Origin of the sequence: Pseudomonas tensinigenes, from assembly GCF_014268445.2 — a bacterium.
Classification (GTDB): Bacteria; Pseudomonadota; Gammaproteobacteria; order Pseudomonadales; family Pseudomonadaceae; genus Aquipseudomonas; species Aquipseudomonas tensinigenes.
The window spans coordinates 2,452,763-2,474,364 of sequence record NZ_CP077089.1; the positions used below are offsets into that span (position 1 = coordinate 2,452,763).

Below are 21,602 nucleotides of genomic sequence, written 5' to 3' on the forward strand. Positions count from 1 at the left end.
TTCGCGAGCAGGCTCGCTCCCACCTTGGATCTGTGTCGTTCACAAAACCCCTGTGGGAGCGAGCCTGCTCGCGAATGGCGGCAACGCGGTCTTAATGAGACTCCCCAGCCTTCAACCCTTGTGGCAATTTCTTGGTCAACAAAATCGCCAACATACTGATCCCCAGCGCAATCCCGACAAAGTGAAACGCATCGTTGTAAGCCATGATCGCCGCCTGCTGATGGACGATCTCACTCAGCTTGCCCAGCGCCGCCGTGTCATTGCCAAACCGATCGGTCATCGACGCCAGTCGTTCAGCGACTTGCGGATTGGTTGGCACCACCGCCTCACGCAAATAATCGAAGTAAGTCTTGGTGCGCGCATCCAGAAGTGTCGCCAACAGGGCAATGCCAATCGCACCGCCGAGGTTACGCAGGATATTGAACAGACTCGACGCCGACCCCGCGTCCTGCGGCAGGATGTACGCCGTGGCGATCAGCGAAATGGTCACCATGATCAACGGCTGGCCCAGTGCGCGGATGATCTGGATCTGATTGAACTGCGGCCCGGCAAAATCCGGGTTGAGCACGCCGGACGAAAAACTCGCCAGTCCGAACAACCCGAAGCCGATCGTGCACAGCCATTTCGGCGAAACGAACTTCATCAGCTTCGGCACCAGCGGAATCAGGAACAGCTGCGGCACGCCCATCCACATGATCACTTCGCCGATCTGCAGGGCGTTGTAGTTCTGGATCTGCGCCAGGTACAGCGGCAACAGATAGATCGAGCCGTACAGCCCGACACCCATGCCCAGACTGGAAATACTCGACAAGCCAAAGTTGCGATTGCGCAGAATGCCAAGGTTGATCAGCGGATTCGGTTTGGAGATTTGCACGATCACAAAGGTGATCAGGCTCACTAGTGCAATGCTGCCCAACGTCACGATCAGGCTCGATTCGAGCCAGTCCTTGCGATGGCCTTCCTCAAGAAAAACCTGCAGGCAACCGAGGCCAATCCCCAGCGTGAGGATGCCGGTGTAGTCGGTGCTTTTCAGCAGTTCCCAGTGCGCTTCTTTCTTCTCCAGCCCATACATCAGGCCGGCAATCATGATCAGGCCCGGCGGAATGTTGATGTAGAAAATGTATTCCCAACCCCAGTTTTCCGTGAGCCAGCCGCCTAGCGTCGGGCCGATCGACGGCGCGAACGTCGCGGTCATGGCAAACATTGCCATGCCTTTGGCGCGGTGGTGTTCGGGGAGTTTGATCAGGGTCAGGGTGAATGCCAGCGGGATCAGCGCGCCGCCGGTAAAACCCTGCATCGCGCGGAAGACGATCATGCTCTCCAGGCTCCAGGCCATCGAGCACAGCAGCGAGGAAACCAGAAATCCCAGTGACACCCACACCGCCAGGCGTCGCGCCGACAGCAATTGCACCAGCCACGCGGTCAGCGGAATCATGATGATTTCCGCGACCAGATACGACGTGGATATCCACGAGCCTTCTTCCAGCGTCGCCGACAAGGCGCCCTGAATGTCTTTCAGCGACGAGTTGGTGATCTGGATGTCGAGTACCGCCATAAAAGCGCCGAGCATAACGCTCATCACCGCGATCCAATCGCGCCGGGTCGGTTCGCCGACCGGGCGGATCAGTGAATCACCGGCCATTGTCCGGAGCGTCTTTGATGTTCACAGTGGCGGTGACGGACATGCCCGGACGGATCTTGCCGTGCAGCGGGTTGTCGGCCTTGAAAGTCAGTTTCACCGGAATCCGTTGCACGACTTTGGTGAAGTTGCCGGTGGCGTTGTCCGGTGGCAACAGGCTGAACTGCGCGCCGGAGGCGGCGAACAGACTATCGACCCGCGCTTCGATCGGCGTGTCGCCATAGGCATCGAAGGTCAGTTCGGCTTTTTGGCCGGGTTGCATATGGCCGATCTGGGTTTCCTTGAAGTTGGCCTGCACCCAGATGTCTTCGTCCGGGACGATCGACAGCAAGTAAGCGCCGGCTTGCACCACTTGGCCGTTACGGGCGGCTCGTTGGCCAACGAGGCCGCTGATCGGCGCGTGGATTTCGCTGCGGGTCAGGTTGAGTTCGGCTTGCGCGAGGTCGGCGCGGGCGTTGGCGATCTGTGCGTCGAGGCGTTTGATTTCCGCGTTCAGGGCGTTGACCTGTTGGCGCTGGCCCTGTGCGTCGGCTTGCGCCTTGGCCACTTGCGAACGGGCGATATGAGCGTCAGCGGAGAGGGTAGTCACGCGTTCTTCGGAAACATAGCCGGGTTTGCGCAGGGTTTCGGCACGCGACAAATCCATCTGCGAACGGCCGAGTGTCGCTTGGGTGGTCGCCACTTGCGCATCGCTGGCGGCGATCAGGCTCGATTGTTGGGTCAGTTTGCTTTGTGCTTGCAGGCGTTCCGCCTCGCGCGTCGCGAGGGCGGCATTGGCGCGGTCGATGGCCAGGCGGAAATCATTGGGTTCGAGGCGCACCAGCAACTGGCCTTTTTCCACGTGTTGGTTGTCCTGCACCAGCACTTCATCGATGCGCGCGCCCAACTGGCTCGAAACACGGGTGATTTCGCCCTGGACATAAGCGTTGTCAGTGCTTTCATAGAAGCGTCCCTTGAAAAACCAATGGGCAAAAAAGCCCCCGGCGATCAGCAGGACGAGCAGCAGGAAAATCAACAGGCGACGCTTGAGTTGGGCAGGCATGGGCAAACTGTAGTCGAGGAATTGTAAGGAAAGTTATCAGCAGGTGAATCTGGCATACAGCCGATAAACGGTAAATGCCATCCGCTGATATTTGCCCATTCACCACGGCTTACGGGCGTTCCAGAGGCAAACTTGGCTTAAATGCCCTGCCCGCTGGAGCGGGGCGGGTGTCGCCTGTTACCATTCGCCGCTTGATTGTTTTGCTTTTCATTCTTTTCGAGACATGCCATGACCACCGTCCGCACTCGCATCGCGCCATCGCCTACCGGGGATCCCCACGTAGGTACCGCTTACATCGCATTGTTCAACTACTGCTTTGCCAAGCAGCATGGCGGTGAGTTCATCCTGCGGATCGAAGACACCGACCAGTTGCGTTCGACCCGCGAGTCCGAACAGCAGATCTTCGACGCCCTGCGCTGGCTGGGTATCGACTGGAGCGAAGGCCCGGACGTCGGCGGCCCGCACGGCCCGTACCGGCAGAGCGAGCGCGGTGACATCTACCAGAAGTACTGCCAGCAACTGGTCGACATGGGCCACGCGTTCCCATGCTTCTGCACTGCTGAAGAGCTGGATCAGATGCGCGCCGAGCAAATGGCTCGCGGCGAAACTCCGCGCTACGACGGTCGCGCATTGCTGCTGTCGAAGGAAGAAGTCGCGGCCCGTCTGGCTGCTGGCGAACCGCACGTGATCCGCATGAAAGTGCCGAGCGAAGGCGTTTGCGTGGTGCCGGACATGCTGCGTGGCGATGTCGAGATCCCGTGGGATCGCATGGACATGCAAGTGCTGATGAAGACCGACGGCCTGCCGACGTACTTCCTCGCCAACGTCGTCGACGACCATTTGATGGGCATCACCCACGTGCTGCGCGGCGAAGAATGGCTGCCATCGGCGCCAAAACTGATTCTGCTGTACGAATACTTCGGCTGGGAGCAACCCGAGCTGTGCTACATGCCGCTGCTGCGTAACCCCGACAAGAGCAAGCTGTCCAAGCGCAAGAACCCGACTTCGGTGACGTTCTACGAGCGCATGGGCTTCATGCCTGAGGCGATGCTCAACTACCTCGGTCGCATGGGCTGGTCGATGCCGGACGAGCGCGAGAAGTTCTCGCTGCAGGAAATGGTCGACAATTTCGACCTCAAGCGTGTTTCCCTCGGCGGGCCGATCTTCGACATCGAGAAGCTGTCGTGGCTCAACGGCCAGTGGCTGCGTGATCTGCCGGTGGAAGAGTTCGCCGCACGCGTGCAGAAGTGGGCGTTCAATTCCGAATACATGATGAAGATCGCGCCGCACGTTCAGGGTCGCGTCGAAACCTTCAGCCAGGTTGCACCGCTGGGCGGGTTCTTCTTCGCTGGTGGCGTCAATCCGGATGCCAAGCTGTTCGAATCGAAGAAACTCTCCGGCGATCAGGTTCGCCAGTTGATGCAGTTGATCCTGTGGAAGCTGGAAAGCCTGCGTCAGTGGGAGAAGGACAACATCACCGCGACGATTCAGGCAGTGGTCGAATCCCTCGAGCTGAAACTGCGTGATGCGATGCCGCTGATGTTTGCTGCGATCACCGGTCAGGCGAGTTCGGTCTCGGTGCTCGATGCCATGGAAATCCTCGGCCCGGATCTGACCCGTTATCGTCTGCGCCAGGCAATCGACCTGCTGGGCGGCGTGTCGAAGAAAGAAAACAAAGAGTGGGAAAAGCTGCTGGGCGCTATCGCTTAAGCACGCCTGACTCTGCAGGAACCACCGAAGGCCGGGATCTTTTGATTCCGGCCTTCGGCGTTTTTCCCCCCGAATTTACGGGGGAGGGCGGTAAGTGATTGTTATGCCGACGAAAAACTTTGAAATTTTTCAAAAATAAGTTTGACAGGCTTTCGATACGCCCTTAAGATTCGCCCCGTCCTCAGCGATGACATCAACGATGAGGGGCTATAGCTCAGCTGGGAGAGCGCCTGCATGGCATGCAGGAGGTCAACGGTTCGATCCCGTTTAGCTCCACCAATTTACACTTCGAAGCCTGGCCACACCGGCTCCGAAGCGATCAACACTCAGCGTTGATCAGTTGTATAGAAGGGTTTGCGTCCCCTTCGTCTAGTGGCCTAGGACACCGCCCTTTCACGGCGGTAACAGGGGTTCGAGTCCCCTAGGGGACGCCAGTTTTACAGAAGCGATGTTGAAAGATGTCGCTCCGCCGCGAGGCGAAAAATCCGGGGCTTTAGCTCAGCTGGGAGAGCGCCTGCATGGCATGCAGGAGGTCAGCGGTTCGATCCCGCTAAGCTCCACCAATTTTACACGTTCAAGGTCTGGCCACACGGGCCTTGAATCGATCAGATCTCAGCACTGATCAGTTGTATAGAAGGTTTGTGTCCCCTTCGTCTAGTGGCCTAGGACACCGCCCTTTCACGGCGGTAACAGGGGTTCGAGTCCCCTAGGGGACGCCACGATTACCCGCTCTGCGGGATTTTATAAGGGTCATTCAATTATTGAATGGCCCTTTTGTTTGTCTGGCGTTTGGCCAAATCTCCTTTTTCCTTACACTGTGCTTCAGACCAGCGGTCATATCCTTGACTTGCAGAATATTATTATGCGAATAATATTCTAGTCGTAATATTCGGAGGCAACGATGAACGATAAAAAAGCTCAAACCCGCGAACGCATCCTCAAGGCTGCCAGCGCCGCACTGATTCAGCGTGGCCCGGCTGACCCGAGCGTGGGCGAAGTGATGGGCGCAGCCGGCCTCACCGTCGGTGGCTTCTATGCGCATTTCGAAAGCAAGGACGCGATGATGCTCGAAGCGTTCAAGCAATTGCTCGGTCGCCGCCGCGACCTGATTGCCGACATGGATGCCGAATTGACCGGCGAAGAGCGCCGCGCCTTGGTCGCCGCGTTCTACCTGTCGCGCAAGCATCGTGATTCCAGCGACGCCGCATGCCCGATTCCAGCTTCGATTGGCGAATTGGGTCGTCTGCCGGAATCGTTCCGCATCGCGCTGAACGAACACCTGGAGTTGATGATTGCGCAGTTGGCGTCCAGCCCTGAGGACACCGACAAAGCCCTGGCCGACGTGGCCTTGATGGTGGGTGGTCTGGCGCTCGCAAGGGCGCTGGGCCCGGGAGATTTATCCGATCGATTGCTGCGCGCTGCCAAGTCGGCGGTGCGTTGACCTGAAGGCAGCACGCCTGAGGAGAGAGCGATGAGCACGTTGAAGTGGGTTCGTGGCGTTAATGGCACCTTGGGCTGGATTGCACCGCAACGGGTTGCGAGCAAAATGCGTCTGGCGTTCATGACGCCGCGCACGCTGCCACTGCGCGATTGGGAGTTGCCGCTGCTGGCCAGTTCCGAACGCATCACCTTGCGCTTCGGGCTTTCGGCGCTGCGCTGGGGCCAAGGCCCGACGGTGCTGCTGATGCACGGCTGGGAAGGGCGGCCAACCCAGTTCGCCGCGCTGATCACCGCGTTGGTCGATGCCGGGTATACCGTCGTCGCGCTTGATGGTCCTGCCCACGGACGTTCGCCGGGGCGTGAAGCCAATGTCGTGTTGTTCGCTCGGGCAATGCTCGAAGCGGCTGCCGAGCTGCCACCCTTGCAAGCGGTGATCGGCCACTCCATGGGTGGCGCCAGCGCCATGCTCGCCGTGCAATTGGGCTTGCGCACCGAAACCCTCGTCAGCATCGCCGCGCCTGCTCGCATTCTTGGCGTACTGCGCGGTTTTGCCCGCTACGTCGGCATGCCGCCGCGAGCGCGATCCGCCTTCATTCGCCAGGTCGAGCAAGATGTCGGTATGCGCGCCGCGACGCTCGACGTTGCCCACTATCAACTGGATATGCCCGGCCTGATCGTGCATGCCGAGGACGACAATTTCGTCTCGGTCAAGGAATCGCAACTGATCCACGAATCCTGGTTCGACAGTCGCCTGTTGCGCCTTGAAGGCGGCGGGCACCAGCGCGTGCTAGCCGACCCTCGGGTGATTGATGGCGTGTTATCACTGCTGGCCGGCCGCAGCCTTCAGGCGCGCCAATCGGCCTGAGCTCCGTTACACTGCTCCGGTTGAATACTTTGACCGGGAGTGGGGCATGGGTTGGGATCGGGCAACGCCGTTTACCATTGATCTGCAAGTAGGCGCTGAAGATATCGACGGGCTGGGCCACGCGAATAACGCCGTGTACGTGACCTGGCTCGAGCGCTGCGCCTGGCGCCACTCGCAGCGTCTGGGTCTGGATCTGGTCGAATATCGGCGCCTGGATCGGGCGATGGCCGTGGTTCGTCACGAAATCGATTATCTGGCCGCCGCCTATGAGGGCGACGAGTTGCAATTGGCGACCTGGATCGTCGATTGGGATCAGCGCCTGAAAATGACCCGGCATTTCCAGCTCAAGCGTCCGAGTGACAACACCACGCTGCTGCGTGCGCAGACTACGTTTGTCTGCATTGAGCTGTCCACGGGCAAGCCGAAGCGCATGCCGGTCGAGTTCATTGAGGGCTATGGCCCGGCTATCCAGATCCCGGATACCGCCCAAATCTAAATGTGGGAGCGAGCCTGCTCGCGAATGCAGTCTTTCAGTTGATATATGCATGGCTGACCCGCCGCTTTCGCGAGCAGGCTCGCTCCCACAAGGTTTCTGCGATTTCTTGCGATATCCAGTAAACTGCCGCACGTTTTTCTTCAAGTAGTGTTTTCCCATGCAAATTGCTCTGGCGCCCATGGAGGGGTTGGTCGACGACATTCTCCGCGACGTGCTGACCCGCGTTGGCGGCATCGATTGGTGCGTGACCGAATTCATTCGCGTCAACGACCAGTTGCTCACGCCGGCCTATTTTCACAAGTTCGGCCCGGAGCTGCTCAACGGTGCCCGCACTGCGTCCGGTGTGCCATTGCGCGTGCAATTGCTTGGTTCCGACCCGGTTTGTCTGGCGGAAAACGCTGCACTGGCCTGCGAACTCGGCTCCGAGGTCATTGACTTGAACTTCGGCTGCCCGGCCAAGACCGTTAACAAATCCCGTGGCGGCGCCGTGCTGCTGAAAGAGCCGGAACTGCTCAACCAGATCGTCGAACACGTGCGCCGCGCCGTACCCGCGCACATTCCCGTCACCGCAAAAATGCGCCTGGGCTTCGATAGCCCCGACGGTTCGCTGGTCTGCGCCACGGCATTGGCTGAGGGCGGCGCCGAGCACATCGTGGTTCACGCCCGTACGAAAATGGACGGCTACAAACCACCAGCACACTGGGAGTGGATTCCGCGAGTGCAGGACGTGGTCAAAGTCCCGGTGTTCGCCAACGGCGATATCTGGAGCGTCGAAGACTGGCGGCGTTGCCGCGAAATCAGTGGCGTGGAAGACATCATGCTCGGTCGCGGTCTGGTGTCGCGCCCGGATCTGGCCAAACAGATCGCTGCCGCCCGCGCCGGTGAAGAAGTCGTCGAGATGAGCTGGGCCGAGCTGATGCCGCTGATCCAGGACTTCTGGCTGCAAGCCAAAGCGCAGATGACCTCACGCCAATCGCCGGGCCGTTTGAAGCAATGGCTGGCGATGCTCACGCGCAATTATCCCGAGGCTGCCGAGCTGTTTACCGTGCTGCGCCGTGAAACTGAGCCGGATCACGTCTCGCGTTTGCTCGGTCTGCCGGTCGCCGAAGCGGCCTGAAAAAAATCTGCAAATAGTCTCTTGAAATCATTTCAGCGGTCCTTATCTAAGGGTTACGCGATGCCGAATTCGGGTCGCGGAATCAAAAAACCTTGCTGATTGTTTTCAGGAGATTTGAACCATGAGTACTGCATTTTCCCTCGCGCCACTGTTCCGTTCCTCGGTAGGTTTCGACCGTTTCAACGACCTGTTCGAAACCGCCCTGCGCAATGAGCCAGGCAGCAGCTACCCACCTTACAACGTCGAAAAACACGGTGATGATCAATACCGCATCGTCGTAGCGGCAGCCGGTTTCCAGGAAGAAGACCTGGAACTGCAAGTCGAAAAAGGTGTGCTGACCATCAGTGGCGGCAAGCGTGATGCCAACGAAGGCGTGACCTTCCTGCACCAGGGCATCGCCCAGCGTGCGTTCAAGCTGTCCTTCCGTCTGGCCGATCACATCGAGATCAAGGCTGCCGATCTGAGCAACGGTCTGCTGAGCATCGACCTGTTGCGCGTGATCCCGGAAGAGGCGAAAGCCAAACGCATCCCGATCAACGGGACGCAGAAGCCGGCGCTGCAGCACTGAGTCATGCGCCGCAACACAATCGTCTGAACAGGCGATGAGCCGCTGAATGAAGGCCCCGATACGTCGGGGCCTTTTTTGTGCGCGCAAGAAAAGCGCTGTACGACTTTGCCGCTGGCGGCGGTTTCTCTACAATCCGCGGCAGTTTTGCCGACCCCCATTCCTCACCGGTCGGCCTGGAGCCTTTTTTCATGGACGAGATTCAACAGCGCTGGCTGTGCGCCCTGTCTGCACCCATGGCGGCGATCAATACCGGCGCCAGCTACGACGACCCGGCGTTCTGCAATGATCGCTACATTGATCTGCAGGACAGTTGGGGGATCGATGACCGTGGCCAGCTGTTCGACATGCTCGTACGGATGACCGACGACGGCCATGCCAAGCACCTCAGCGCGGCGTACTTGGCGTGGCAGCGTTGTCTGCCGAGTGAATGGCAGGCCTTGCTGGACGATCTCTCCCCCCGCGAACGCATCCTGCATGAGTTTGCCAGTCGCACGTTCGGCAGTTGCGGGCCGGGCGGGATACTGTCCTGGGACTATGGCCGCATGGGTTTTCTCTTGCGTTGCGCGGTGCGCAATCAGTGGATCGACCTAGACGAAAGCAACTGGCTGCACAGTCGTTTGGCCCTCAGAGCGCAATTTCACTACGGTAGCTGGATGGCTTACTTCGACGGTTTTGTGGTGGGCCGGACCTTTTGGTCCTGCCTGAGCGCCAGCGACGATGAGCTGGCGCGCGAACTCGATCGACAAGGCGCCAGCGCCCTTAACGTGCGGATTGCCCGTGGCCTTGCGGCGAACATCTCTCAGTTTCTGGCTGATTTGCCGTGGCATATGGAAATCGATTTGCCGCCACGCCCGGCATCGCTCAAGGAGTTCGACTGGTCATGAGTTGCTGGATCCGCCTGGGCATCGAGCCTACTAACGACGAAACCCTGATTCGCAACGCCTACCGCGCACGCTTGCCGGCACATCACCCGGAGACCGACCCGCAAGGCTTCCAGGCGCTGCGCATGGCCTACGAAAACGCCATGCGTCTGGCGCGTGAAGATGAGGAAGAAGAGCCCCAGGACGAGTACGAGTCCCAGGCCTCAGAACAGACTGTCGTTGAGGTCCCTCCAGTGTTCGGGGAGTTCTGCGAGCTGCTGGATGATCCCGCGCGCCGGTTCAATTTCGCCGCGTGGCAGGCCTTTGTCCGAGGGCTGGATGAGCTGTCGCTGGACGTGCTCGATGAGCTCAGCTGGCCGCTGTACCACCGGATGGCCGACGCCGGTCCGTTGTCGTACCGCTGCGCGAATCTGTTGGCCAAGCGTATGGCCTGGAATCAACAGTTGCTGGATCTGGGCTTCGACGACGCGCATCAGGTGGGGTTCTTTCTCCAGCGAATCGAAACGCCGGACCCGTTTGATACGGATCTGATGAGCACATGGTCAGAGGCAGCCCAGACTGAATCGCTGTGGTACGCCCGTAGCCTCGACTTCATCTTCAACCAGCGCCCACTGCAGGAGTTCGCCGACTTCGCCAGTCAGCACACCTGTCTGCCGTTGCCGGATGATGCCGCGTTTCTCAAGCGTCTGTTGGTGCAGTTCACTCAGGCAGGTATTGGCGCGCCGACGTTTTTGCAGTGCTGTATCGAACAGCAGCTTGCTGCACCGGATGATGTCGATTGGCTTTACCTGTTGGCGTGTCAGAACAGTCTGCTGGGCCAGGACGATCAGGCATTGCCGTGCTGGATCCGACTGTGGAACGAGCATCGCCATCCGATGGCGGAAAGTCGTCTGCTGGAGCTGTGTGCCAAGCGCCAGCCGACTTTTCTGCCGCTGTTGATTCAGGCATTCGATCGCCTGCAGGGTATTTCTGCCTGGCCAGAGGATCTTGGCGATGACGCCCAGGTGTATGGCTGTCCGTCACAACATCCCGAGACGCTGAACCGTTGGCTGGGTGTCGGGCGGTTAAAGCTTGAGAGCCTTGCGCACAGTTTTGTCGATTGGCGCATGAGCGGTGATGAACTGCCCTTGCTCGCGCAATTGCTGGGCGAAAATGCCGACAGCCGATTACTGCATCTGTACCGCCACGCCTGGGCGCTGCATCGCGGTGATACAGCATTGTTGCAGCAGATTGTGGATGCACCGTTGCCGATCGATGCCCTCGAAAGCCTGGTGATGAGCGGATTCAAATATCAGGCCGAGCAACACTTGCGCTGGTTGCGCAGGGCACCGATTGCACTGGCCATGGGCGCTTTCGGTGACGCGGATTCAAGTGCGCGGCCATTGCCGCAGGTGCTGACCGACGGCGAGCCGCACAAGGTCTGTCGTCTGTGGTTGCGTCGCTTGCGGCCTTACAGCGACGCTGCGCTGGAACGACTGGCAGACGCGTTCACGCTGGCCGCGGTCAAAGATGATTGCGACTTGTCCGAACTCGATTTGATTCTGCAGTTGAGCCGGCGCGGGATTCAGTTGCCACCGGTGGGGCTGGGTGAGGCCACTTGGGAGTGGCATGCGCAGACTTTGTTTTTGCTGGCGTTGCTGGAACAACCCGAACGCTGGTTGCAGTTGATTGACGCGCAGTGCCTTGAGCGCCTGTCATTCAATCAGGCTCATCCTTTGAGTCGACTGCAGCCACTGCTGCGGCGCTTGCTGCGCGAGCAAGGCAATTGCAACGGTTTGCTCGGATGGCTGCAAGGCAATGATCCGGTGCACGGTTTGTTGGTGCAGCAATTGTTCAGCGTAGAGCAGGCACTCGACAGTGTCCGGTTGCCTGCCAATACCCTGCTTTACACCTGCCTCGAAAGTGATCGTGCGGCATGCGGCGACGATTTGCTGGGTTTGATGATGTTCTGGGGCGTGCTCTATCACGACCCGAGCCTGAGTGCCGAGCAGCATCGCGCATTGTTGCAATCGATTGCGGCAATCAGTTGTGAGGATGAATGGTTCGAAGGCTTCCGCGACGGTTTGATCAAGGGCGAACCGGTGTGGCCGCCGCGCAAAGTGCTGACGTATTTTGCTGTCGACAAACTGCTGGCGTACGAGGCGCTGGATGCGCTCAAGGGCTTGATTCGTTATGGCGCCGCCGGGGTGCCGAAAACGCGCGTCCTGCGCCAACTGCAACAGGGCAAGGACGATGTGCAGAACAGTGTTGGGTTGCGCCTGGCCCTTTGCGCGATATTGTCCTGGTCGGAACGATTACTGCTGGCGAAAAGCGATGTGCAGCCGGTACCGGCGACAGCGATCTGGCGTCTCGGCTCGCGGTTGGGGCGCAAGGCTTTTATCGCTCAGGTCTTGGGGTGTTTGGTGATTGCGCCGGTGGCAGGGCTGATCAGTGGCACCACGGGCGCTGGCATCCTTATCCTGTTATTGGGCGTGCTGCTGGTGTTCGGCGCCATTCTGCGTCGCTTGCACGACATGGGGCGGGGCATTCCGACGTTGCTGATCTTCATGGCGCTGACGCCGGTTCTGCCATTTTTGCCGTTGGTGTTGTTCGGACTTGCCGGTGACAAGTTGCCCAACCGCTATGGTGTGCCGCCGGACAGCGGCGATAGCGAGACGCTGTCCGGCGGCCTGCAGGCTGCCTTGCGGCGGCTCAACGGCTAGAGACGCAGTTGATCCAGCGCCTTGTTCAGCTCTGAGCGCTGGCTGGCAATCTCCGCGGGTTGCTGGCCGCTGAGCACGCTGGTGAAGTTGTGCAGCCATTCGGCAATGTGCTCGCGTTGCTCGCCCAGACTCTGCATCCATGCCCGCTCCAGACGAGCCAGCAATGTGCGGTTGGGCAGTGCATCGCGTGGATGGACCTTCAGCGTCGACAGCCGGTTATGGCTGTCGCGGCGCGCTTGCTCATCCAGACCTGTGGGGCTGCGGTCGATGCTGTGACTGTGACGCTCGCCGGTTTCGAGCAGGGTGACGTCGACTTCGAGCAAACCGTTGATGTCATAGCTGAAGCGCACGTCCAGTTCCTGGATGTGTTGAGTAGGCGTCAACGTGACATCGAAAGCATCAATCAGAATGTTGTCGCACACCCACGGCCGCTCACCCTGATAGACAGCGATGCGCAGCACTGTTTGCTTAGGTTGGGTGGTGTAATAGCGCTCCACCCTTGACGTCGGAATGATGGTGTTACGTTCGATGATGGGCGAGAAGGCACCTTTGATGTCTTCGCCACGCATGGTCGCAATCCCCAGCGTATACGGGCAGACATCCGTCAGAATCAACTCTTCGACCGCCCCGTCGCGCGCCTTGCACGCTGCTTGCGTCGCCGCCCCCAACGCAACAATGGTATCCGGATCAAGATGCCGGTAAGGCAGGCGCCCGAACAGCGTGGCGACCATTTGCTGCACCGCTGGCATGCGCGTGGCGCCACCGACCAGCACCAGGCTGTCGAGGTCGCGGGGCTTGAGTCGAGCATCGCGCAGCGCTTGTTCGATTGGCGCGCGCAAACGCGCTAGCAACGGTTCCCAGATTTTTACCGCAGCGGCTTCGTCCAGTGACCATTCGAAGGTCTTGTCGGCGTAGCGCCAGCTCAGGTGTTGAGTGCCTTCGCCGAGTTTGCATTTGAGCTGCTCAAGGGCATCACCGAGGCTGGCCATGCTTTGCGCATCGACCATGGCCGGGGTCAGTTGCCAGTGTTTCAGGCAGGCCTGCAACAGGGCGGCGGTGAAGTCTTCACCGCCGAGAAAGTTGTCGCCGGTGGAGGCGTGCACTTCGATCAGTGGCAAGGCGTATTCCAGCACCGTGACGTCGAAGGTGCCGCCGCCGAGATCGAAGATCAGCGTGCGTTCGAATTTCTGCTCATGCAGTCCGTAAGCCATGGCGGCGGCCGTCGGTTCGTTGATCAGGCGCGTCACCGAGAGCCCGGCCAGTTCGGCGGAGAACAGCGTGCGTTTGCGTTGTTCATCGCTGAAATACGCCGGGACGGAAATCACCGCTTCCGACACCGGGTGGCCGAGAAAGGCTTCGGCGTCCTGCTTGAGTGAGCCGAGCACCAGCGCCGACAACTCTTCCGGACTGAACTGACGTGCGCCGAGCTGGACTTGTTTATCGCTGCCCATGAAACGCTTGAACGCTGCAGCGCTGCGCTCGGGGTGCGTAGTCAGGCGGGCGCGGGCGGCTTTGCCGACCAGAATGGTGTCGTCTTCATCGAGGCTGATCACCGAGGGCGTCAGCACATCGCCCAGAGCGTTGGGAATCAGTCGGGCCTGACCGTCCTGCCAGACGGCGATCAGGCTGTTGGTAGTGCCAAGGTCGATGCCCAGCAAAGCCGGGCGGGGAAGGGTTGCATCCTGCATGTCAGATCTCGAAACGGCGCAAAAAACGCGACCCTACAGGTTGCCGCAAACCGTGGCAATTGCGCGTCTGTTGCAACGTGCACCGGTTATGGCAGGAGCTTTTTCAGATTCTCCAGCGCAACCGGTCGACTGTGCAGATAACCCTGATACAAATGGCAGCCCAAACCTTGCAGGAACGCCAGTTGTTCGGGGGTTTCCACGCCTTCGGCAATCACCTCCAGCTCGAGGCTGCGCGCCATGGCGACAATCGCGCGAATGATCTCGGCATCATTGGGGTCAGTGGTCGCATCGCGGATAAACGACTGATCGATTTTCAGCGTATCCACCGGTAGCCGCTTGAGGTAAGTCAGCGACGAATAACCGGTGCCGAAGTCATCCATGGCGAAGCTCACGCCGAGCTTTTTCAGGCGGCGCATTTTGCTGATGGTGTCTTCCAGATTCTGGATGACGATGCCTTCGGTGATTTCCAGTTTCAGCAGCGAGCAGGGCAGGCCATGGCTGCTCATGCTGTGTTCGATGCGCTCGACAAAATCGTTCTGGCGGAACTGGCGCGGGCTGATGTTCACGCACAGGCTGAAATTCAGCGGGTCGACCAGTTTCAGCGCAATCAGTTGTTTGAACGCATTGCAGGCTTCATCAAGGATCCACGTGCCGACTTCGAGAATCAGGCCGCTGTCCTCCAGCACCTTGATGAACTCGGTGGGTGACTGCGCGCCCAGCTCCGGGTGATTCCAGCGCACCAGGGCTTCGGCGCCGATGATGCGGTTGTCGCGGGCATCGATTTGCGGTTGAAAGTGCACGTTGAATTCACCGCGCGACAGCGCCAGACGCAGGTCGGTCTCCATGCGCAGCCGTTCGCTGGCGGCCTTCTGCATGGTGTTGTGATACATCTGCGTGGTGTTGCGCCCGGAATCCTTGGCCCGGTACAGAGCAATGTCGGCGCGTTTGAGCAGGTCGGTCGGCGTTGAGCCATGATCGGGAATCAGCGCCACACCTATGCTCGGCGTCACTTGCAGGCGCTGGCCGTCGAGGAACATCGGTTCCGAGAGCAATTCGCGCAGGGTGTCGGCCAGATTGCGCACTTGCGTGCTGACTTCATTGCGCGAGCCTTCGAGACCGCTGAGCAGCACGACAAATTCGTCGCCGCCGAGGCGTGCGACCGTATCTTCCATGCGCACACTGGCTTCGAGCCGCGCGGTGATGATCTTCAGCACCGTATCCCCGACCGGATGGCCGAGGGAGTCGTTGATGTGCTTGAAGTGATCGAGATCGAGAAATAACAAGGCGCCGCGCAGGTTGTGGCGCTTGAGCAGGGCGATCTGCTGGCTCAGGCGATCCATCAGCAGGGCGCGGTTGGGCAAGTTGGTCAGCGGATCGTGATAGGCCAGATGGCGAATCTGCGCTTCGGCGTTTTTCAACAGGCTGACGTCCCGCGCGGTCAGCAGCAGGCACGCGGTTTCATTTAGCGTGATCGGTTCGACCGAGACCTCCACCGTCAGCATTTCCCCGCGTTTGTTGCGCCCGAGCATTTCCTGATGGTGCACGCGACCTTTGATTTGTAACTCGGCGAGTAAGGCCGAGCGCTGTTTTTCCTCGGCCCAGATACCCACCTGATACACGGTTTTGCCCACGACCTCTTCAGCACGATAGCCAGTGAGACGGCAGAAGCCGTCGTTGACCTCCAGATAACGTCCGGTGTCGCGTTCGGTGATGGTGATCGCGTCGGGGCTGGAGTGGAACGCCTTGGCGAATTTCTCCTCACTGGCTTTCAGCGCTGCTTCCGAGCGCTGCTGCTGGGTAATGTCGCGCAGGGTGGTGACGATGCAGGGCTGATCGCCGACGCTGATCTGTCGGCTGGAGATCACACAGGTCAGCGACTGGCCGTCCTTGTGCTGGACGATGATCGCGACATTGCTCAGGCCTTGTTCGCGGATAACCCTTTCGATGCGTTGCAGACTTTTTGCCGATGCGTCCCACAGGCCGATTTCTTCGGCGGTGTGGCCGATCACGTCGGCGGCGCTCCAGCCGAAGGTCTGGGTAAAGCTGTTATTGATTTCGATGAACTCGCCACTGTCCTGGCGGGTGACGCAGATCGGGTCCGGGCTGACCTGGAACAGCGTGGCGAATTTCTCTTCCGAGGCCACCAGCCGTTGCTCGCGCTCGACCTGATCGGTGATGTCGAGCAAGGTGCCGGCCATGCGCAGCGGCGCGCCGTTGTCGTCACGGTAGAGGCGGGCGCGGCTTTCCAGATAGCGCGAACTGCCGTCCGGCAGTTGCACGCGATAGGTCAGCTGATAATTGCCCGCCGGGCCTTCGCGCAGGCTGCGGTAGGCGTCGCGCATGCTGTCGCGCTCCTCGCCGGGGACGCCTTCAAAAAACTCTTCAAACGATTCATGAAACGGTATCGGTTCGAGCCCGTGCAGTTGCGCGGCGCGGGCCGAGCCGTAGAGCATGCCGCTGGGAATGTGCCAGTCCCAGGTACCTAGCTGCGCGGAGTCCAGCGCCAGGTCGAGGCGTTCCTGGCTGTCCTTCAAGGCGTGTTCGGCGGCTTTGCGTTCGGTGGTGTCGAGGAAGGTGCTGAGCAGATACGGCTGGCCTTCGAGCTCGACTTTCTGCGCACTGAGAATGCCGTCGTGAATCTGCCCGTTGCTGGCGCGAAACTGCACCTCCATGCTGATCAGTTCGCCCTTGGTGTTGGTCTTCTTCACCAGTTCGCCGCGTTGCTCCGGATGCACCCACAAACCCAGCTCAAGGGTGGTACGGCCGATGGCGCTCTGCACCGGCCAGCCGAACAGGCTTTCGAAATACTGATTGGCTTCGCTGATCAGGCCGTCTTCCTGGCGGGTCAGCAAGACCATGTTCGGGCACAGGTGAAAAAGTGTCGCGAAACGTTTCTCCGAGCTGCTCAGGGCCTGTTCGCGTTGGCGCTGGTGGGTGATTTCACGAATCACCCCGATCATTCGGGGGCGGCCGTTTTTGTCCGGCAGCAAACTGCCGTTGATCTCCAGCCAGTGCAGGCTGCCGTCTGGCCAGCGGATGCGGTGGTGCATCGCTTGTTCCAGCGGCGCGCCGGCAATCACGGCGTGGAAGGCGCGAACGGTTTTGGCGCGGTCTTCCGGTGGCAGCAAATCAAGGTATTCGAGATCCGCTGGCAGCGGTTGCCGCGGATCGAAGCCGAACAATGCCTGGGTGCCACGCGACCAACTAATCTGCCCGCGCTCGATGTCCCAATACCAGGCGCCGAGTCGCGCACCGTTGAGCGCCGCCAGCAATTGCGGCGCACTCTCCCAGCTCTGCTCGGAATGACGCGGGTCAATCGCCTGAATACGCGGCATCGGCGGAGTTCGGTCAACAGATTTCGGCATTGTGGACAGGCCTTGAGCTGATGGTGGCATTAGGCACAGGGGCAGCGGCTCTATAGGAGTAGCACAAGTTGGCCTCAAGTCCCTGGCAGATCGATTTGTGCATCCAGCAACGCCATAAAGGCTCTTGCCGCGTTCGAGAGCGTCCGTTCAGTGTGCAGGATATAGCCTAGCTGGCGACTGAGCTGTATGCCCGGCAATACGATGCTTGCCACCTGCTCGTCGAGCATGGTGCGCGGCAAAACGCTCCAGGCCAGACCGATCGAGACCATCATCTTGATGGTTTCCAGGTAGTTGGTGCTCATGGCGATGTTCGGCGTCAGCCCTTGGGCCTCGAACAAGCGTTGGACAATATGGTGGGTGAAGGTGTTGCCACCGGGGAAAACCGCCGGATGACCGGCGATGTCCGCCAGATTGACCGGGCCATTGCTGATCAGCGAATGCTCCGGGGCGACCACGAAATCCAGCGGGTCATCCCACACCGGTGTGGCTTTGACCAGTGTGTGTGGCTCAGGCGCCAGGGTGATGACCGCCAGTTCGGCACGGCCGTGGAGAATTTCTTCGTAGGCCACTTCCGAATCAAGGAACTGAATATCCAGCGCCACTTGTGGGTAACGGCGTGTGAATTCCCGTAAAAGCGGTGGCAAACGGTGCAAGCCGATGTGGTGACTGGTGGCCAGTGTCAGGCGGCCGCTGACTTCACCGGTCAGATTGGTCAGCGCGCGGCGGGTGTCGTCGAGCACGTTGAGAATCTGATAAGCCCGGGGCAGCAGGGCGCGGCCGGCCTCGGTCAGACCGACTTCACGGCCCAGTCGATCGAACAGGCGCACCTTCAATTGCTGCTCCAGCCCGGCGATGCGTTTGCTGATCGCCGGCTGCGTCAGGTGCAGGCGTTCGCCGGCGCCGGAGAAGCTGCCGGTCTCGGCAATCGCGATAAAAGCGTTGAGGTTGGCCAGATCCATGTTCGTATTCCAGTTGGTTATCCAAAGCATAAAAAATATGAATTTGAGTTATTTAATCTAACCCCATAGGATCGGCCTCACAAGCCAAAGGGTTATTGATAAGCCCAGGGCATAGAAACAAGCTGATGAGGAACCGTCTGATGGCCGGCAAAACGCTCTACGACAAGCTCTGGGATTCGCATTTGGTCAAGCAGCGCGACGATGGCTCGGCGCTGATCTATATCGATCGTCACATCATTCACGAAGTGACCTCGCCGCAAGCCTTTGAAGGCCTGCGTCTGGCCGGGCGCAAGCCTTGGCGCATCGATGCCAACATCGCGACCCCGGATCACAACGTACCGACCACCCCGGAACGCAAGGGCGGCATCGAAGCCATTGCCGACCAGGTCTCGCGTTTGCAGGTTCAGACCCTCGATGACAACTGCGATGAATACGGCATCGTCGAGTTCAAAATGAACGACGTGCGCCAAGGCATCGTCCATGTGATCAGCCCGGAGCAGGGCGCGACCTTGCCGGGCATGACCGTGGTCTGCGGCGACTCGCACACCTCGACCCACGGCGCGTTCGGCGCCTTGGCTCACGGTATCGGCACCTCCGAGGTCGAGCATGTGCTCGCCACGCAGTGCTTGGTTGCGAAGAAAATGAAGAACATGCTGGTGCGCGTTGAAGGGCAATTGCCGTTCGGCGTGACCGCCAAGGACATCGTCCTCGCAGTGATCGGCAAGATCGGCACCGCCGGCGGTAACGGCCATGCCATCGAATTCGCTGGCAGCGCGATCCGCGACTTGTCCGTCGAAGGCCGCATGACCATCTGCAACATGTCCATCGAAGCCGGCGCCCGCGTTGGCCTGGTGGCAGCGGATCAGAAAACCGTCGACTACGTGAAGGGCCGTCCATTCGCCCCGAAAGGCGCCGAATGGGACATGGCTGTCGAAGCCTGGAAAGATCTGGTTTCCGACGCCGACGCCAAGTTCGACACTGTGGTTGAACTCGACGCCGCGCAGATCAAGCCGCAAGTCAGCTGGGGCACTTCGCCGGAAATGGTATTGGCCGTTGATCAGAACGTGCCGGATCCGGCCAAAGAGATGGATCTGGTCAAACGCGACTCGATCGTCCGTGCCTTGAAATACATGGGTTTGACCGCCAATCAGGCGATCACCGACATTCAGCTGGATCGCGTGTTCATCGGTTCCTGCACCAACTCGCGGATCGAAGATTTGCGCGCTGCGGCAGTGATTGCCAAGGGCCGCAAAGTCGCGTCGACCATCAAGCAAGCGATCGTGGTGCCGGGCTCGGGTCTGGTGAAGGCTCAGGCTGAGGCCGAAGGTCTCGACAAGATTTTCCTCGAAGCCGGTTTCGAATGGCGTGAGCCGGGTTGCTCGATGTGTCTGGCGATGAACCCGGACCGTTTGGAGTCCGGCGAGCATTGCGCCTCGACCTCCAACCGTAACTTCGAGGGCCGTCAGGGTGCCGGTGGCCGTACCCACCTCGTCAGCCCGGCCATGGCGGCGGCGGCAGCGGTGAACGGTCGTTTCATCGACGTTCGTGAATTGATTTAAAGGAGCGCAGCATGAAAGCTTTTACCCAGCACACTGGTCTTGTCGCGCCTTTGGATCGTGCCAACGTCGACACTGACCAAATCATTCCGAAACAGTTTTTGAAGTCGATCAAGCGCACCGGTTTCGGCCCGAACCTGTTCGATGAATGGCGTTACCTCGATGTCGGCCAGCCGTATCAGGACAACTCCAAGCGCCCGCTGAACAAGGACTTCGTCCTCAACGCCGAGCGTTATCAAGGCGCCAGCGTATTGCTGGCTCGCGAGAACTTCGGTTGCGGTTCCAGCCGTGAACACGCGCCGTGGGCCCTGGAAGAATACGGTTTCCGCAGCATCATCGCGCCGAGCTATGCCGACATCTTCTTTAACAACAGCTTCAAGAACGGCTTGTTGCCGATCATCTTGAGCGACGCTGAAGTTGATGAGTTGTTCAAGCAGGTTGAGGCCGAGCCGGGTTATCAATTGCAGGTCGATCTGCAGGCGCAGACCGTGACCCGTCCGGATGGCAAGGTGTACAGCTTTGAGATCGACGCGTTCCGCAAGCACTGCCTGTTGAATGGTCTGGACGATATTGGCCTGACCTTGCAGGACGGTGATGCGATTGCCACGTTTGAGGCCAAGCATCGGGTTAGCCAGCCGTGGTTGTTTCGCGACGCGTGATTGATTCGAGATTGATGTAGTCAGGGCCGGCCCCTTCGCGAGCAGGCTCGCTCCCACACTTGAAATGCATTCCCCTGTGGGAGCGAGCCTGCTCGCGAAGGGGCCAGCCCAAACAACACAAATACAGGATGTGGCCATGACCAGCACCGCCCAGCACACCCAGGTCGTACAAAAGCAATTCGGTGAACAGGCCGCCGCCTACCTGAGCAGCGCCGTTCACGCTCAAGGCACCGAATTCGCACTGCTACAAGCTGAGCTGGCCGGGCAGGGCGAGGCGCGGGTACTGGACTTGGGTTGCGGCGCCGGTCACGTCAGTTTCCACGTCGCACCGCTGGTCAAGGAAGTGGTCGCCTACGACCTGTCGCAGCAGATGCTTGATGTGGTCGCCGCCGCGGCCGTTGATCGCGGTTTCACCAACATTGCCACGGTCAACGGCGCCGCCGAGCGCCTGCCATTCGCCGATGGAGAATTCGACTTCGTGTTCAGCCGTTATTCGGCGCATCACTGGAGCGATCTCGGCGTGGCCCTGCGCGAAGTGCGGCGGGTGCTGAAGCCGGGCGGTGTGGCGGCGTTCGTGGATGTGTTGTCACCGGGCAGTCCGTTGTTCGACACTTACCTGCAAAGCGTCGAAGTGCTGCGCGACACCAGCCATGTGCGCGATTATTCCGCCGCCGAGTGGCTGCGGCAGGTCAGCGAGGCCGGGTTGCATGTGCGCAGTACCACGCGTCAGCGTCTGCGTCTGGAGTACACAAGCTGGGTTGAACGCATGCGCACGCCTGAAGTGATGCGCGCGGCGATCCGCCAATTGCAGCAGTCGATGGGCAATGAAGTGCGCGAATATTTTGAGATTGATGCCGATGGCTCGTTCAGTACCGATGTAATTGTATTGATGGCCGGGCGATAAAAATTTTTCCG

At 59.8% G+C, this 21,602-nt stretch carries 16 protein-coding genes and 4 tRNA genes; 15 read left to right on the forward strand and 5 right to left on the reverse strand.

What is annotated here, in order from left to right:
- Positions 1-91: 91 nt before the first annotated feature.
- Complete coding sequence (locus tag HU718_RS10695) at positions 92-1,642, reverse strand: MDR family MFS transporter (RefSeq protein WP_189683902.1); 1,551 nt, start codon at positions 1,640-1,642, stop codon at positions 92-94.
- Positions 1,632-2,681: an HlyD family secretion protein gene (locus tag HU718_RS10700; protein ID WP_186613608.1), complete on the reverse strand. Its 1,050-nt coding sequence runs from the start codon at positions 2,679-2,681 to the stop codon at positions 1,632-1,634. The genes HU718_RS10695 and HU718_RS10700 overlap by 11 nt, the downstream gene beginning before the upstream one ends.
- Before the next feature lie 228 nt (positions 2,682-2,909).
- Here HU718_RS10700 and gltX point away from each other — a divergent pair, with 228 nt between their 5' ends.
- From gltX to HU718_RS10760, 12 genes are all read left to right on the forward strand, one after another.
- Positions 2,910-4,391, forward strand: a complete 1,482-nt coding sequence (gene gltX / locus HU718_RS10705; RefSeq protein ID WP_007913414.1) for a glutamate--tRNA ligase — start codon at positions 2,910-2,912, stop codon at positions 4,389-4,391.
- A gap of 203 nt (positions 4,392-4,594) precedes the next feature.
- Positions 4,595-4,670 (forward strand) — tRNA-Ala (locus HU718_RS10710).
- A gap of 79 nt (positions 4,671-4,749) precedes the next feature.
- A tRNA-Glu gene (locus tag HU718_RS10715) sits at positions 4,750-4,825 on the forward strand.
- 53 nt (positions 4,826-4,878) lie between these two features.
- Positions 4,879-4,954, forward strand: a tRNA-Ala gene (locus tag HU718_RS10720).
- Positions 4,955-5,034: 80 nt separating this feature from the next.
- Positions 5,035-5,110 (forward strand) — tRNA-Glu (locus HU718_RS10725).
- 182 nt (positions 5,111-5,292) lie between these two features.
- Positions 5,293-5,832, forward strand: a complete 540-nt coding sequence (locus HU718_RS10730; protein WP_007913421.1) for a TetR/AcrR family transcriptional regulator — start codon at positions 5,293-5,295, stop codon at positions 5,830-5,832.
- Positions 5,833-5,862: 30 nt separating this feature from the next.
- On the forward strand, positions 5,863-6,696 hold the full coding sequence (locus HU718_RS10735; RefSeq protein WP_186613606.1) for an alpha/beta fold hydrolase: 834 nt from the start codon (positions 5,863-5,865) through the stop codon (positions 6,694-6,696).
- A 46-nt stretch (positions 6,697-6,742) separates the two neighbouring features.
- Positions 6,743-7,192, forward strand: a complete 450-nt coding sequence (locus tag HU718_RS10740) for an acyl-CoA thioesterase (protein ID WP_150705729.1) — start codon at positions 6,743-6,745, stop codon at positions 7,190-7,192.
- Between the two features lie 157 nt (positions 7,193-7,349).
- Positions 7,350-8,309 (forward strand): tRNA dihydrouridine synthase, encoded by a 960-nt coding sequence (locus HU718_RS10745; RefSeq protein ID WP_186613604.1) that lies wholly within the window; start codon positions 7,350-7,352, stop codon positions 8,307-8,309.
- Between the two features lie 121 nt (positions 8,310-8,430).
- Positions 8,431-8,877 carry an Hsp20 family protein gene (locus HU718_RS10750; RefSeq protein WP_007913433.1) on the forward strand — a complete coding sequence of 149 codons (447 nt, stop codon included), beginning with the start codon at positions 8,431-8,433 and terminating at the stop codon, positions 8,875-8,877.
- 188 nt (positions 8,878-9,065) lie between these two features.
- Positions 9,066-9,761 (forward strand): DUF1266 domain-containing protein, encoded by a 696-nt coding sequence (locus HU718_RS10755; RefSeq protein ID WP_186613602.1) that lies wholly within the window; start codon positions 9,066-9,068, stop codon positions 9,759-9,761.
- Positions 9,758-12,460, forward strand: a complete 2,703-nt coding sequence (locus tag HU718_RS10760; protein WP_186613600.1) for a DUF805 domain-containing protein — start codon at positions 9,758-9,760, stop codon at positions 12,458-12,460. The genes HU718_RS10755 and HU718_RS10760 overlap by 4 nt, the downstream gene beginning before the upstream one ends.
- On the opposite strand, the gene HU718_RS10765 is transcribed toward HU718_RS10760, so the two are convergent.
- The 3 genes from HU718_RS10765 to HU718_RS10775 form a co-directional block, all read right to left on the reverse strand.
- The gene (locus tag HU718_RS10765; RefSeq protein ID WP_186613598.1) at positions 12,457-14,148 is read right to left on the reverse strand and encodes a molecular chaperone HscC; all 1,692 of its coding nucleotides are present in this window, start codon (positions 14,146-14,148) and stop codon (positions 12,457-12,459) included. The genes HU718_RS10760 and HU718_RS10765 overlap by 4 nt on opposite strands.
- A gap of 86 nt (positions 14,149-14,234) precedes the next feature.
- Entirely contained in the window at positions 14,235-17,513 is a 3,279-nt protein-coding gene (locus HU718_RS10770; RefSeq protein WP_186613596.1) for a sensor domain-containing protein, read from the reverse strand.
- 74 nt (positions 17,514-17,587) lie between these two features.
- On the reverse strand, positions 17,588-18,472 hold the full coding sequence (locus tag HU718_RS10775; RefSeq protein ID WP_095123117.1) for a LysR family transcriptional regulator: 885 nt from the start codon (positions 18,470-18,472) through the stop codon (positions 17,588-17,590).
- Positions 18,473-18,612: 140 nt separating this feature from the next.
- On the opposite strand from HU718_RS10775, the gene leuC reads away from it, so the two are divergent.
- The 3 genes from leuC (at position 18,613) to HU718_RS10790 (ending at position 21,591) form a co-directional block, all read left to right on the forward strand.
- Positions 18,613-20,031, forward strand: coding sequence for a 3-isopropylmalate dehydratase large subunit (leuC, locus tag HU718_RS10780; protein WP_016984527.1), 1,419 nt, complete (start codon positions 18,613-18,615; stop codon positions 20,029-20,031).
- An 11-nt stretch (positions 20,032-20,042) separates the two neighbouring features.
- Positions 20,043-20,687 carry a 3-isopropylmalate dehydratase small subunit gene (gene leuD, locus HU718_RS10785; protein ID WP_007913445.1) on the forward strand — a complete coding sequence of 215 codons (645 nt, stop codon included), beginning with the start codon at positions 20,043-20,045 and terminating at the stop codon, positions 20,685-20,687.
- Positions 20,688-20,823: 136 nt separating this feature from the next.
- Positions 20,824-21,591 (forward strand): class I SAM-dependent methyltransferase, encoded by a 768-nt coding sequence (locus HU718_RS10790; RefSeq protein WP_186613594.1) that lies wholly within the window; start codon positions 20,824-20,826, stop codon positions 21,589-21,591.
- The last annotated feature ends 11 nt before the right edge of the window (positions 21,592-21,602 follow it).